Genomic DNA, 14,412 nt, shown 5'->3' on the forward strand with positions numbered 1-14,412 from the left:
TTACTTCGTATCGTCTTCGCGCGACCGGCTGCGAAACACTTCGCGCGATCGCAGCACGTCGACGCCCGACGCCGCGGCCGCCGGTGCGGCGCTCGCGGGTACGGCGGCGGCGGCCGGCGCAACGGCTGCCGGTGCCGACGCCGCATCGGGCGCGGATGCGCCGGTCGACGCCGCGGCGTTCTGCCGCCCCTGCTCGACGAGCTTGTCGAGCGGCAGGTAGACGACGCTGTTGCCGCCCTTGTTGCCGACGAACACCTTCGTCGCGTTCGAATAGATTTCCTGCATCGTCTCGAGGTACATCCGCTCGCGGATCACCGCGGGCGCCTTCGAGTACTGCGCGTAGACCTGCTTGAAGCGGTCGGCATCGCCCTCGGCTTGCGTGACCACGCGATCGGCATACGCCTTCGCTTCGTCGACGAGCTTCGCGGCGTCGCCCTGCGCCTTCGGCAGCAGGTCGCTTGCATACGCCTGCGCGGCGCGCTTCGCGGCCTCGCGCTCGTCGCGTGCCTTCGCGACTTCGGCGTAGGCGGCCTGCGTCTGCTCGGGCGCCGCGACGCTCTGCATCGTGACGGCCGTCACCTCGAGCCCCGACTGGTAGCGGTCGAGATCGCGCTGGATCGCGGTGGACAGTTGCTCGCGCAGCGCGTCGCGGTCCTGGTTCAGCATGTCGGCCGCGCTGCGCGTGCCGACGATCGCGCGCACCGCGGCCTGCGCGGCCTGCGAGACGCTGCGCTCGGGGTCGACGCTGCGGAACAGGTAATCGGTGGCGGAACGGATCCGGTACTGAACGATGAAACGCACGTCGACGATGTCGGCATCGCGCGTCAGCATCGCCGCTTCCTTCACGTTCGCCAGACGCACGACGTTGTTGCGGCCGATCTCGATCGAGCGGACCTGCGACGTATCGACGATCTCGTGGGACGCGAACGGATACGGCGGGCGCCAGTGCACGCCCTGGCCGACCGTGCCCGACAGCTTGCCGAGCTGCAGCACGACGCCCGTCTGGCCGTCCTGCACGACGAACAGCCCGCTGCCCGCGTAAACCGCGACCAGCACGCCGATCACGATGCCGACGCCGACTCGCGCGGCCCGGCCGTTGTCGGGACGCAGGCCGTTGCCGCCCTTGCCGCCGAACAGGCCGCTCAGGCGCCGGTTGAAGTTGCGCCACATCTCGTCGAGATCGGGCGGACCATCGCCGTCGCCGCCTTGCGGACGCTTCGATTCATTCGAACGCGGACGGGATCCGTCCTTGCCATTGCCTTCGCCGCGTCCCCAGCGGGGATCGTTGATCGACAGCAAGGCACGCATCCGCCGCCAGGTAATCCGCTCGTTGTATTCGTTCACCAGAGTTTGTTCACCAGATAAGACGCCGGCGAACCGGCCGAGGCCGGTTAGCGCCCGTGTTCGGAAATCGTGTGGTCTTCGTGTGGTTCAGCGGGTGCGCCGTCGAGCGCGCCGCTGGGTAACGTCGCGCTGGAAAGGTGTTCCGCGGAGGCGATTTCGGCGATGGCGGCACGCAACGTATCAAGACCCTGACCGGTGCGCGCGCTCAAAAAGACGCGCGAAATATTACCATATTCGTCCCGCTCGACCGCGTCGCCGCGGGCCGCCAGCTCAGGCACCGCGTCGATCTTGTTGAACACCAGCACCTGCCGGATCGTGTCCGCGCCAATCTCGTGCAGCACGCCGTTGACCTGCTCGATCTGTTCGAGCCTGACCGCGCTCGATGCATCGACCACGTGCAGCAGCAGATCCGCGTGGATCGTTTCCTCGAGGGTCGCGCGGAATGCCGCGACGAGCTGGTGAGGCAGCTCGCGGATGAACCCGACCGTATCGGACACGACGATCTGGCCGACCTCGTCGCCGAGGTACACCCGCCGCGACGTCGTGTCGAGCGTGGCGAACAGCTGGTCGGCCGCGTACGCCTGCGCTTTCGTCAGCGCATTGAACAGCGTCGACTTGCCCGCGTTCGTATAGCCGACGAGCGATACCGACATCGTGCCGCTGCGCGCGCGCTGCCGACGCTGAGTGCTGTGCTGACGGCGCAGCCGGTCGAGCCGCGACTTCAGCATCTTGATGCGCTCGCCGATCAGCCGGCGGTCGGTTTCGAGCTGCGTTTCGCCGGGGCCGCGCAGGCCGATACCGCCCTTCTGGCGTTCAAGGTGGGTCCACGCGCGAATGAGCCGCGTCGACAGGTATTGAAGCTGCGCGAGTTCGACCTGCAGCTTGCCTTCATGGCTGCGGGCACGCTGCGCGAAGATGTCGAGGATGAGGCTGGTGCGGTCGACCACACGTCTGTTAAGTGCCTGCTCCAGATTGCGTTGCTGGGCCGGCGCCAGGGCGTGATTGAAGATGACGATTTCGACGTTGTGCGCGTCGCAGGCAAGCCGCAGTTCTTCGGCTTTGCCGCTGCCGATGAACATCTTGGCATCGGGACTGGAGCGACGACCCGTGAGGGTGACGGCGGGACGGGCCCCCGCGCTGGAGGCGAGAAGACTGAGTTCTTCGAGACTGGCTTCGAAATCGGTCTTGCCGAAATCGATGCCGACGAGCGCTGCGTTGATCAAATTATCGGGTGTCAAGATAAGGCGGCTGGCATCGGTCGCTCGCGGCGACCGGATGCCGGCCGCTGCGATAGGTTAGGACGAGGCTTCCGCGTCCGGGTGGAAATTCACCGGGCGCGCCGGCACGACCGTCGAGATGGCGTGCTTGTAGACCATCTGGGTCACCGTATTACGGAGCAACACGACGTACTGGTCGAACGATTCAATGTTCCCTTGCAGCTTGATGCCGTTGACGAGGTAAATCGAAACGGGAACGTGCTCTTTGCGCAGTGCGTTCAAAAACGGGTCTTGTAACAATTGCCCTTTGTTGCTCATGGCGTACTCCATCTTTTTTTGCAGGTTGATCTGGATTGGCGGGAAAGAAAAAGAGATCCGGCGCCAATCGCTACACTATAGCTGATTTTGCCTGCCCCGCCCGCCGCGCAGGCCTTACGGCCTACCCTTGCGGGACGCATGACAGGCGTGCGTCAGCCCTTGTCCGCGTACGGGTTGTTCGACGAACGGAACTCTATGCGCAATGGAGTCCCGGTCAGCGAGAAAGTTTCGCGGAACCGGTTTTCGAGGTAGCGCTTGTAGGTTTCCGTGACCGCGTCGAGCGCGTTGCCGTGGATGACGATCAGCGGCGGATTCTGGCCGCCCTGGTGCGCGTAGCGCAGCTTCGGACGCACCGGGCCGCGACGGCGCGGCTGCTGGAATTCGACGGCCTCGATCAGCGCGCGCGTGAGCTTCGGCGTCGGCAGCTTCGCCATCGCCGCCGCGTACGCGTCGTCGACCGAGCGCATCAGCGCGCCGATGCCCGTCTTCTTCGCGGCCGAAATGAAGTGCGATTTCGCGAAATCGAGGAATTTCAGCTTGCGGGTCAAATCCGCTTTCGCGCGGTCGCGCGCGTGCTCGTCGAGGCCGTCCCACTTGTTGACGCCGATCACGAGCGCACGGCCCTGCTCGACGACGAAGCCGGCGATGTGCGCGTCCTGGTCGGAAATGTCCTGCTGCGCATCCAGCAGAAGAATGACGACGTTCGCGTCGGAGATCGACTGCAGCGTCTTCACGACCGAGAACTTCTCGATCGCCTCGAACACCTTGCCGCGGCGGCGCAGGCCGGCCGTGTCGATCAGCGTGTATTTCTTGCCGTTGCGCTCGAAGTCGACGTAGATCGAATCGCGCGTCGTGCCCGGCATGTCGAACGCGATCACGCGATCCTCGCCGATCAGCGCGTTCACGAGCGTCGACTTGCCGACGTTCGGACGGCCGACGATCGCGATCTTGATGCCGCGCGACGGGTCGTTCTCGTCCTCTTCCTCCGGACGGTCGGCGTAAGCCACCGCCAGCGCCTCGTTGATCATGTCGGTCACGCCGTCGCCGTGCGCGGCCGAGATCGCGCGCGGGTCGCCGAGCCCGAGCTCGTAGAAGTCGGCCGCGACCGCCGTGTACCGCATCCCCTCGGCCTTGTTGACGACGAGGAAGATCGGCCGGCCGGTCTTGCGCAGGTAGTCGGCGATCGACTTGTCCTGCGGCGCCAGCCCGTTGCGGCCGTCGACGATGAACACGACGATGTCGGCTTCCTCGACGGCCTGCCGCGTCTGGCGCGCCATCTCGTGCAGGATGCCGTCCTTCGCGACGGGTTCGAAGCCGCCCGTATCGACGACCAGGTACGGCCGTTCGCCGACGCGCCCTTCGCCGTAATGGCGATCGCGCGTCAGGCCAGGCAGGTCGGCGACCAGCGCATCGCGCGAGCGCGTGAGCCGGTTGAACAGCGTGGATTTCCCCACATTGGGGCGCCCAACGAGGGCAATGACCGGTTTCATCTGTGTTTTCTACGGTGATGCGCAGCAGCGGGAGGCCCGCTGCTGCGGGCGGCTGCGCTGAATGAAAATATCACGAATTCGCGCCGCGCCGGATGCGCGCGCCGGGCGCGCGTTGCGCGCCGTCGTCTTTCGTCTCGAACTGCCTTTCAAATACCGAGCGGCCGGGAGCACCGGCCGCCTTCATGCTGCACGGCCGGGGCGCGCGGGACAAGCCCGCCGCGCCGCGGCCACACGTGTTTCCTGCTTATCAGCGCGGACGGAATCCGTACAGGCCGCCGTCCTTCGTCTGCACGACGAGCGTATTGCCCGCGAGGACCGGCGCCGCCGTAATCGCGCTGCCGTCGGTCTTCATCCGCGCGATGAAGCTGCCGTCTTCGCGCGACAGGAAGTGCACGAAGCCCTTGTAGTCGCCCATCACGACCGCGTGCCCGAGCAGGTACGGCACGCCGACGTCACGGCTCTTCAGCTTGTCGTTGCGCCACAGCTGGTTGCCGGACGCCGCGTCGTACGCCGTCACGACCGACCAGTCGTCGCCGCCGGCGACCACCGAATCGTCCTGCGCCAGACCGCTGCGGCTCGAGAACGGCTTTTCCCACAGCGGGCGGCCCGAGTTCGCGTCGAAGCAGCCGAGCTGCCCCTGGAACGTCACCGCGCAGGCTTCCGCGCCGACGAGCGTCGGCGGGCCGCTGACGTCGTTGATGCGCTCGACCTCGGTCACGCCCTTCGGGAACGACACCGGGGTCTGCCAGAACGGCTCGCCCGTCTGCAGGTTGATCGCGACGAGACCGCCGCCCGGGAAGCCCGCCAGCACCGCCGCGTCGCCCGCGAACGTCATGCCGGCCGACACGCGCAGGTTCAGCGGCACCGCGCGGTTGCGGTAGTTCCACTTCTGCTCGCCCGTCTGCGCGTTGAACGCGATCACCTGGCCGTCGATCGTGCGGACGATCACGAGGCCGTTGCCGACGAGCGGCGGCGAGAAGATCTCGCCCTGCACGCTGGTCTTCCACAGTTGCTTGCCGTCCGGACCCAGCACGAACACGCCGCCCTTCAGCGCGCCGACCGCGGTCAGGTTGCCGTCGCTGCCGACCCCGGCCGACAGGTCCGAGCCGACCTTCGCGCGCCAGACGGTCTGGCCCGTCTTCGCATCGATCTTCTCGACCGAACCGTTTTCGCCCGCCGCATAAACGGCGTCGCCCACGGCCACCGGCGAGAACAGGTAGCGCCCGCCCTTGCCGACGCTTGCCTTCCAGACCTGTTGCACGTCCATGACGGGCTTGAACTCGGTCAGCGGCGTCGGCACGCGGCGCGCGTCCTTCGACGACGAGCAGGCCGCCAATGCGAGGACAGCCGCCGCGCAGGCGACGGGCACAGCGTAACGTTTCAGCAAATTCATCGGTTAGCGAAGCAGAAGTTAAGAGGTTGAGGGGACCGCGATTCAGCCGCCGAGCGCGTCCAGCTTGAACTGCACGAGCTGGCGCGCAGACTGGTCGTCCTTCGACAGGCCGTCGAGCGCGAGCTTGTAAGCGGCGCGCGCCTCGTCGGTCTTGCCTTGCGCGGCCAGCAGATCGCCGCGGCGATCGGCCACGAGGCCCTTGAACGCTTCGACCGGCGTGCCCGACAGCAGCGTGAGGCCCGCGTCGTACGCCTTTTCGTCGAGCAGCAGCGACGCGAGGCGCAGCTTCGCGATCTGCTTGTACTCGTCGTCCTTGGCGTGATCGACCGCCCATTGCAGCTGCGCCTTCGCGCCCGCCGCGTCGCCGGCCGCATACAGCGTCTTCGCGGCCGTGAGCGCCGTCATCTGTGCATACGGCGTGCTGCCGAACTTGTCTTCCATGTCGGCGGCCGCGCGGGCCATCGTCGCCTTGTCGTTCGCGGCGGCGGCCTTCTGGACCTGCTCGTACAGCCCGGACGCCTCGGCAGCCTGACGGCGCTGCCAGTAGTTCCAGCCGTTGAAACCGGCCGCGACGACGAGCGCCGCGAGCACGATCCACGTGGTGAGGTTGCCCCAGCGGGCCCACCACGCCTTGAGACTTTCAATCGATTCTTGTTCGTCGTGATAACTCATCGGCGAGCGATTCCTTCCTGTTCAGGCCTTTCTTGTCGAGCGAACGCCAGCGCGATCAGTCGTCGCCGTCTTCGGCGGATGCAACCATCGCATTGATTAGGAATTCGGTCAAGCTTTCGACCGGTACGGTCTGCTGAACGTTCTTTTCCCCGTCCGCGCCCGCACCGCGCAGCGCTTTCACGCCCACCGTGCCGTTCGCGACTTCTTCTTCGCCGAAGATCACCGCGAACGCGGCGCCGCTCGCGTCGGCCCGCTTCATCTGCGACTTGAAGCTTGCCGTCGCGCCGTCGGCGCTGCAGTGGAAGATCACGTCGAGGCCCGTATCGCGCAGGCGCTCGGCCGCGATGAACGCCTGTTCGCGCGCGGTCTCGCCCTGGTGCACGACGTACACGTCGACGCCTTCCTGCTCGGGCGCGAGATCCTCTTCCTTCAGCAGCTCGAGAATCCGCTCGATGCCCATCGCCCAGCCGCACGCGGCGGTCGGCTTGCCGCCGAGCTGCTCGATCAGCGGATCGTAGCGGCCGCCGGCCGCGACCGTGCCCTGCGCGCCGAGCTTGTCGGTCACCCACTCGAACACGGTCAGGTTGTAGTAATCGAGGCCGCGCACGAGACGCGGGTTGATCTTGAACGGAATGTTGTTCGCGAGCAGCAGGCGCTGCAGTCCTTCGAAGTGCGCGCGCGATGCCTCGCCAAGGAAGTCGATCAGCTTCGGCGCGTTCTGCGCGATCTCCTGCAGCGCGGGATTCTTCGTGTCGAGCACGCGCAGCGGGTTCGTATACAGACGGCGCTTCGCGTCCTCGTCGAGCACGTCGGCGAACCGTTCGAGGTACTTGATCAGTTCGACGCGGTGCGCGGCGCGCTCTTCGGCCAGGCCGAGCGAGTTGATCTCGAGCTTGATGCCGGTCAGGCCGAGGTCGTCCCACAGGCGCTGGCACATCATGATGATCTCGGCATCCGCATCGGGACCCGCGAAGCCGAGCGCCTCGACGCCGACCTGATGGAACTGGCGGTAGCGGCCGCGCTGCGGACGCTCGTGACGGAACATCGGGCCGATGTACCACAGGCGCTTCGGGCCGTCGTACAGCATGTTGTGCTCGATCGACGCGCGCACGACGGCCGCGGTGTTTTCCGGGCGCAGCGTCAGGTTCTCGCCGTTCAGCGCGTCGGTGAAGCTGTACATCTCCTTCTCGACGATGTCGGTGACTTCGCCGATGCCGCGCGTGAAGAGCTGCGTGTGTTCGACGATCGGCGTGCGGATGTTCTGGTAGCCGTATGCGCGCAGCAGCGATTTCACGGTTGCTTCGAAGAATTCCCACAGGCCGGCATCCTGCGGAAGGATGTCGTTCATGCCCTTGACGCCGGTGAGCTTCTCGATCTTGCGTTTCTGTTCAGTCATCGTTCGTGTGTGTGGACGAATTAGTTCAGGGCCTCGGTGCGGCCGTAATTGCGTGCGACGTAGTCGCTGACGATCTGCTGGAATTCCTCGGCGATCCGCTCGCCGCGCAGCGTCTTGACCTTCTCGCCGTCGATGAAGACGGGCGCGGCCGGGTTCTCGCCCGAACCCGGCAGGCTGATGCCGATGTTCGCGTGCTTCGATTCGCCCGGACCGTTGACGATGCAGCCCATCACCGCGACGTTCATCTTCTCGACGCCCGGATACGCCTTGCGCCAGACCGGCATCTGCTCGCGCAGGTAGGTCTGGATCTGCATCGCGAGTTCCTGGAACAGCGTGCTCGTCGTGCGGCCGCAGCCCGGGCACGCGATCACCATCGGCGCGAACGAGCGCAGACCCATCGTCTGCAGGATTTCCTGGCCGACGATCACTTCACCCGTGCGCGACGCGCCCGGCTCCGGCGTCAGCGAGATGCGGATCGTGTCGCCGATCCCTTCCTGGAGCAGCACGCCGAGCGCGGCCGTCGACGCGACGATGCCCTTCGAGCCCATGCCGGCCTCGGTCAGCCCGAGGTGCAGCGCAAAGCCGCAGCGGCGGCCGAGCTCGCGGTACACGGCGATCAGGTCCTGCACGCCGCTGACCTTGCACGACAGCACGATGCGGTCGCGGCCGAGGCCGAGTTCGACCGCCCGTTCGGCCGAGCCGATCGCCGACTGGATCAGTGCCTCGTACATCACGCTCTGCGCGTCCCACGGCTGCGAACGCGCGCCGTTCTCGTCCATCATGCGCGCGAGCAGATCCTGGTCGAGGCTGCCCCAGTTCACGCCGATCCGCACCGGCTTGTCGTACTTGGCCGCGGCCTCGATCATCTGTGCGAACTGCGTATCGCGCTTCGCGCCCTGGCCGACGTTGCCGGGGTTGATCCGGTACTTCGACAGCGCCTCCGCGCAGCCCGGGTAGTCGCGCAGCAGCAGGTGGCCGTTGTAGTGGAAATCGCCGACGAGCGGCACGGTCACGCCCATCCGGTCGAGCTGCTCGCGGATCGCCGGCACGGCGGCCGCGGCCTCGGGCGTGTTGACCGTGATGCGCACCAGTTCGGAGCCCGCGTTCGCGAGTTCCTTGATCTGGATCGCCGTGCCGATCGCGTCGGCCGTGTCGGTATTCGTCATCGACTGCACGCGCACCGGCGCGTCGCCGCCGATCGTCACGAGCTGCCCGCCCCAGCGGACATCCACCGCATGCGATACGCGGCGCGGCTGATGCCCGCCGAACACCGGCTCGGTTGAACAAATCTGACTGCTGCGTGGGGATTGAGCTTCGGATTGCATCGATAGATCCATTTACGCGGAATGCGCCGCGACACGGCGCATGAATTGAAAAAGCGCCGTGCCCTCACGGCCTGCCGAGATCGACGACAGGCCTTCGCCACGGCGCTTGACGTCAGGGCAACGTGAACCGTGCCACATTACCCCGCGCTGCCGAATATTTTGCCGGATCGACAGGTTTTCCGTCGAACGCGACTGCGTCGAGGCCCGCCTTGTTGCCGATCGTGACCTTGAACGGCCCGTCGCCGGCGACCTGCTTCGTCTCGCCGGCCCGCACCAGCGCCGAGAACAGCTCCTTGCCGTTCTTGTCGCGCACGCTGAACCAGCAATCCTGCTTGACCTTCAGTTCGATCATCGACTGGCCTGCCGCGACCGCGACGCTCGCCGGCTGGACCGGCACGGCGGCGCTCGCCGCCGCCGCCACGGCCGGCTGCGATGCCGCGGCCGTCGCCACGGGCGCCGGGACAGCGGATGCCACTGCCTGCGCCGGCGCCGCGGATGCCGCCGCCGGGGCCGGAACGTCGTTGGCGGAGACGGTCGACGCGCCGCTCGCGGCCGCCTCTTCGGCAGCCGCCGGCGACGCAGCCGAGGCGCTCGCCGCCGACGCATGCTCCGCGTCATTGCCCTTCAGGCGCGCGAGCAGGCCCGACGAATCGCCGCCAGTGTGCCACATCAGTACGGCGACCACCGCGACGACGACGATCGCCGTTCCCCACAGCCACGGATGATGACGCGACGAGCCGCCCAGCGGAATCGACACGCGGCCGCGCGGCAGATCCGTCCCCGACGACGCGGGCATCGACAGGTCGACTTCCGGCACCCCGCGCTCACGGCGCAACGCCTGCGCGAACGGCTCCGGATCGACGCCGAGCATCTTCGCGTAGCTGCGCACGACACCGAGCGCGAACGTCACACCGGGCAGATGGCTGATGTCGCCGGCCTCGAGCGCCCGGAGCTTCTGCGGTGCGACCTTGAGTCGCGCCGATACGTCGTCGACCGACCAGCCCTTCGTCTCCCGAAGCTGCGCCAGCCGGCTGCCGACCGCCGCCAGCGATTCCAGTCCCGCCGGTGCCGGTTTCGCGGCATTCGTCTCTGCGCCGTTAGTCGGCTGCGGCTCACTCATCCTTGTCCTCGCGTCGATTCTTCTTCACTGGCGGGCGCCGCCGGCCCTGCCGGCCGACACCCGCAACTGTCCATACCATGCGCGGCGCCGAGGCGCCGCGACCGATCGCTATTCGCGTGTTGCACCGCCAAAGGGTTCGGGCGTCCCCGGCCAGGTGCCCCCGTCAAACTGCCCGAACTTCGATGATTTTTCCTGCTGCACCCGTTCGCTCCGCCAGGCGCGTGCGGTCCTTCACCGCGCCGGCCAGCTGGCCGCACGCGGCATCGATGTCGTCGCCGCGCGTCTTGCGAACGGTCGTGACGACACCCGCGTCGATGAGGACCTGCGCGAAGCGCTTGATCTGCTCCGGCTTCGAGCGGATGAGGCCCGATTCCGGAAACGGATTGAACGGGATCAGATTGAACTTGCACGGCACGTCGCGCGTGACGGCCAGCAGTTCGCGCGCATGCGCTTCGGTGTCGTTGACGCCGTCCAGCATGCAGTATTCGAATGTAATGAAGTCACGCGGCGCGACTTTCAGATAGCGCTGGCATGCAGCCATCAGCTCGCGAAGCGGATACTTCTTGTTGAGCGGCACCAGCTCGTCGCGCAGCGCATCGTTCGGCGCGTGCAGCGAAACGGCCAGCGCGACCGGCAACTCGGCGCCGAGGCGATCCATCATCGGCACCACGCCGGACGTGGACAGCGTCACGCGGCGGCGCGACAGGCCGTACGCGTTGTCGTCGAGCATCAGCCGCATCGCGGGCACGACCGCGCTGTAATTCAGGAGCGGCTCGCCCATGCCCATCATCACCACGTTGGTGACGACCCGTTCGGCCTTGCCGTTCGGGCCAGGCGCGCGGCCCAGCGACGCTCGCAATGCAAATTCGGCCATGCGGAGCTGGCCGATGATTTCGGCTGTCGACAGGTTGCGGGAAAGCCCTGCTTGCCCGTCGAACAGAAGCGGCAGTTGACCGCGCATCCGGCCTGCGACGACACGCACAGCGTGCCGCGCGTCTCTTCCGGGATGAACACGGTTTCGACCGCATTGCCGTTTCCGACGTCGATCAGCCACTTGCGCGTGCCGTCGGTGGAAACGTGATCGCTGGCGATCTCGGGCATCACGATCGACGCGCGACCCTTGAGCTTTTCTCTCAGGGACTTCGCGAGATCGGTCATGCCGTCGAAATCGCCGGCGTTGTACTGGTGGATCCAGCGCTGCAACTGCTTGGCGCGGAACGGCTTCTCGCCCAGGCTGCCGCAGTACGCGACAAGACCCTCGGCATCGAAGTCGAGAAGATTGACGGAAGTTTCGCTCGTCATGATGTGCTGCCTTGCCGCGTACGCTGAATCCTGCCTACTTGCTGTCAGCCAGGGCTTAACGCGAGTAAACGTTCATTTCCGGGAAGAAGAACGCGATTTCGACCGCTGCCGTTTCCGCAGCGTCCGAGCCGTGAACGGCGTTCGCGTCGATGCTGTCGGCGAAATCGGCGCGGATCGTGCCCTTTTCCGCCTTCTTCGGATCCGTCGCGCCCATCAGGTCGCGGTTCTTCAGGATCGCGCCTTCGCCTTCCAGAACCTGGATCATCACCGGGCCCGAGATCATGAAATCGACGAGGTCCTTGAAGAACGGACGCGCTGCGTGAACCGCGTAGAACTTCTCTGCGTCAGCACGCGACAGGTGTGCCATGCGCGATGCGACGATCTTCAGGCCGGCGCCTTCGAAACGGCTGTAGATCTGGCCGATCACGTTCTTTGCCACCGCATCCGGCTTGATGATCGACAGGGTGCGCTCGATTGCCATAAAAACTCCAAAAAATTAAGAAGTTACAGGTTCAAATGAATCCGCTATTGTAGCACGATCCCGTGTATCATTGCGATTGAACCCTTACACACGCGAAAGGTTCCGAATCCATATGTTTTCTGCCGCACGGCCATTGAAACCTCCCGGCACGGAACGTATCTTAGCCATAGCTGCTCCGGTTTGCTGCGCCGCACACCGCGTGCGCCGAACCGGCCCCGGACGCTCACGCGTTCAATGTTAGGAGAAACCATGAACGACTATCCGTACAATTTCGGCCGCGGCGGTTCCGTCAGCACCGCCGAGGTGCGCAACCGCGTGCTGCGGAACACGTACTGGCTGCTCGCGCTGTCGATGGTGCCGACCGTGCTGGGCGCCTGGGTCGGCGTCGCGACGGGCTTCTCGCTGTTCGCCGCCACGAGCCCGATGATGAGCCTGCTCGCGTTCTTCGCGATCGCGTTCGGCTTCATGTTCGCGATCGAGCGGACGAAAAACAGCGCGGCCGGCGTGTTCGTGCTGCTCGGCTTCACGTTCTTCATGGGCCTGATGCTGTCGCGGCTGCTGAGCTTCATCCTCGGCTTCTCGAACGGCCCGTCGCTGATCATGCTCGCGTTCGGCGGCACCGGCATCATCTTCGCCGCGATGGCGACGATCGCCACCGTCAGCAAGCGCGATTTCTCGGGCCTCGGCAAGTGGCTGTTCATGGGCGTGATCGTGATCCTGCTCGCGTCGGTCGCGAACATCTTCCTGCAACTGCCGGCGCTGATGCTCACCGTGTCGGTGCTCGCGATCGCGATCTTCTCCGCATACATGCTGTTCGACGTCCAGCGCGTCGTGAACGGCGGCGAGACGAACTACATCTCGGCCACGCTCGCGATCTACCTCGACCTGTACAACGTGTTCACGAACCTGCTCGCCCTGCTCGGCATCTTCGGCGGCAACCGCAACTGACGTTCGCGGGGCTCCATGAAAAAACCGGCCTTCGGGCCGGTTTTTTTACGTCCGCCGCCCGGCTCAGTCGCGCTCGAACAGCGCGATCGATTCGACGTGCGACGTATTCGGGAACATGTTGACGACACCGGCGCCCTTCAGCCGGTAACCGGCCTCGTGCACGAGCAGGCCCGCGTCGCGTGCAAGCGTCGACGGGTTGCACGACACGTAGACGATGCGCTTCGGCAGCGGGCCTGCGCCGCTCTGCGCGATCTCGGCCAGCGCCTTCGACACCGCGAGCGCGCCTTCGCGCGGCGGGTCGATCAGGAACTTGTCGAAGGCGCCAAGCGCGCGGAGGTCGTCGCCCGTCACCTCGAACAGGTTCCGGCACGCGAACGTCGTGTGGCCGTCGACACCGTTTTCGCGTGCATTCGCGAGCGCGCGCGTCGTCAGCGTGTCGCTGCCCTCGATGCCCATCACTTCGCGCGACAGCCGCGCGAGCGGCAGCGTGAAGTTGCCGATGCCGCAGAACAGGTCGAGCACGCGGTCTTCGCGCGACGGCGCCAGCAGGCGCAGCGCACGCCCCACCAGCACACGGTTGATCTGATGATTGACCTGCGTGAAGTCGGTCGGCTTGAACGGCATGCGGATGCCGAACTCCGGCAGCGTGTAGTCGAGCGGCACGTCGAGCGGATAGAACGGCGTCACCGTGTCCGGGCCCTTCGGCTGCAGCCAGAACTGCACCTTGTGCTCGTCCGCGAACGCGCGCAGCAGCGCTTCATCGTCCGCATTGATCGGCTCCAGCACACGCAGCACGAGCGCCGTGACTTGCGAACCGACCGCCAGCTCGATCTGCGGCATCCGATCGCGGATCGACAGCCCCTCGACGAGCCGGCGCAGCGGCACCAGCATCGCCGACACGTGCGGCGGCAGCACTTCGCAGCTCGTCATGTCGGCAACGTAGCTGCTCTTCTTCTCGTGGAACCCGACCAGCACGCCGCCCTTCTTCGCCACGTTGCGCACGGTCAGCCGCGCACGATAGCGATAGCCCCACGACGGGCCGTGGATCGGCGCGAACATCGTTTCCGCGCGCAGCTTCGCCAGGTGCCACAGGTTGTCCTCGAGCACGCGCTGCTTGACCGCCACCTGCGCACGCATGTCGAGATGCTGCATCGAGCAGCCGCCGCAGGTACCGAAGAACTTGCATTTCGGCTGCGTGCGCATCACGCTCGGGCGCAGAATATCGACAACCGTCGCCTGCTCGTAGCTCGGCTTGCGGCGGTAGCTCGAATAGGTCACGCGTTCGCCCGGCAACGCGCCCTCGACGAAGATGACCTTGCCCGGCTCGCCGTCCTCGGTGATCGTGCGGCCGACACCGCGCGCTTCCATGTCGAGCGATTCGATCTCGAGAACCGGGGCGGGCCCGG

12 protein-coding genes and 1 pseudogene are annotated in these 14,412 nt (G+C 66.2%); 1 reads left to right on the plus strand and 12 read right to left on the minus strand.

Annotation, left to right across the window (positions count from 1 at the left end):
* The 11 genes and pseudogenes from hflK to ndk all read right to left on the minus strand — a co-directional run bounded on the left by hflK (window position 1) and on the right by ndk (window position 12,058).
* Window positions 1-1,344, minus strand: a complete 1,344-nt coding sequence (gene hflK / locus VXM69_RS28940) for an FtsH protease activity modulator HflK (protein ID WP_175029011.1) — start codon at window positions 1,342-1,344, stop codon at window positions 1-3.
* Between the two features lie 47 nt (window positions 1,345-1,391).
* Complete coding sequence (gene hflX, locus VXM69_RS28945; RefSeq protein ID WP_175029016.1) at window positions 1,392-2,567, minus strand: GTPase HflX; 1,176 nt, start codon at window positions 2,565-2,567, stop codon at window positions 1,392-1,394.
* Between the two features lie 72 nt (window positions 2,568-2,639).
* On the minus strand, window positions 2,640-2,879 hold the full coding sequence (gene hfq / locus VXM69_RS28950; protein ID WP_006399927.1) for an RNA chaperone Hfq: 240 nt from the start codon (window positions 2,877-2,879) through the stop codon (window positions 2,640-2,642).
* Between the two features lie 152 nt (window positions 2,880-3,031).
* Window positions 3,032-4,369 carry a ribosome biogenesis GTPase Der gene (der, locus tag VXM69_RS28955; RefSeq protein ID WP_049029189.1) on the minus strand — a complete coding sequence of 446 codons (1,338 nt, stop codon included), beginning with the start codon at window positions 4,367-4,369 and terminating at the stop codon, window positions 3,032-3,034.
* Between the two features lie 247 nt (window positions 4,370-4,616).
* Entirely contained in the window at window positions 4,617-5,762 is a 1,146-nt protein-coding gene (gene bamB / locus VXM69_RS28960; RefSeq protein WP_034188636.1) for an outer membrane protein assembly factor BamB, read from the minus strand.
* Between the two features lie 42 nt (window positions 5,763-5,804).
* The gene (locus tag VXM69_RS28965; RefSeq protein WP_200086426.1) at window positions 5,805-6,434 is read right to left on the minus strand and encodes a tetratricopeptide repeat protein; all 630 of its coding nucleotides are present in this window, start codon (window positions 6,432-6,434) and stop codon (window positions 5,805-5,807) included.
* Between the two features lie 55 nt (window positions 6,435-6,489).
* Entirely contained in the window at window positions 6,490-7,830 is a 1,341-nt protein-coding gene (gene hisS / locus VXM69_RS28970; RefSeq protein ID WP_034188638.1) for a histidine--tRNA ligase, read from the minus strand.
* A gap of 20 nt (window positions 7,831-7,850) precedes the next feature.
* Window positions 7,851-9,155, minus strand: coding sequence for a flavodoxin-dependent (E)-4-hydroxy-3-methylbut-2-enyl-diphosphate synthase (gene ispG / locus VXM69_RS28975; protein ID WP_034188974.1), 1,305 nt, complete (start codon window positions 9,153-9,155; stop codon window positions 7,851-7,853).
* 112 nt (window positions 9,156-9,267) lie between these two features.
* Window positions 9,268-10,275, minus strand: a complete 1,008-nt coding sequence (locus tag VXM69_RS28980) for a helix-turn-helix domain-containing protein (RefSeq protein ID WP_034188639.1) — start codon at window positions 10,273-10,275, stop codon at window positions 9,268-9,270.
* 163 nt (window positions 10,276-10,438) lie between these two features.
* Window positions 10,439-11,577, minus strand: a pseudogene (gene rlmN / locus VXM69_RS28985) (23S rRNA (adenine(2503)-C(2))-methyltransferase RlmN).
* A 55-nt stretch (window positions 11,578-11,632) separates the two neighbouring features.
* On the minus strand, window positions 11,633-12,058 hold the full coding sequence (gene ndk, locus VXM69_RS28990) for a nucleoside-diphosphate kinase (protein ID WP_006478674.1): 426 nt from the start codon (window positions 12,056-12,058) through the stop codon (window positions 11,633-11,635).
* Window positions 12,059-12,307: 249 nt separating this feature from the next.
* On the opposite strand from ndk, the gene VXM69_RS28995 reads away from it, so the two are divergent.
* Window positions 12,308-13,006, plus strand: coding sequence for a Bax inhibitor-1/YccA family protein (locus VXM69_RS28995; protein WP_006761414.1), 699 nt, complete (start codon window positions 12,308-12,310; stop codon window positions 13,004-13,006).
* A 63-nt stretch (window positions 13,007-13,069) separates the two neighbouring features.
* On the opposite strand, the gene rlmD is transcribed toward VXM69_RS28995, so the two are convergent.
* Entirely contained in the window at window positions 13,070-14,374 is a 1,305-nt protein-coding gene (rlmD, locus tag VXM69_RS29000) for a 23S rRNA (uracil(1939)-C(5))-methyltransferase RlmD (protein WP_367190220.1), read from the minus strand.
* Window positions 14,375-14,412: the final 38 nt, after the last annotated feature.

The organism is Burkholderia sp. Ed8, from assembly GCF_040761425.1.
GTDB lineage: Bacteria > Pseudomonadota > Gammaproteobacteria > Burkholderiales > Burkholderiaceae > Burkholderia > Burkholderia seminalis.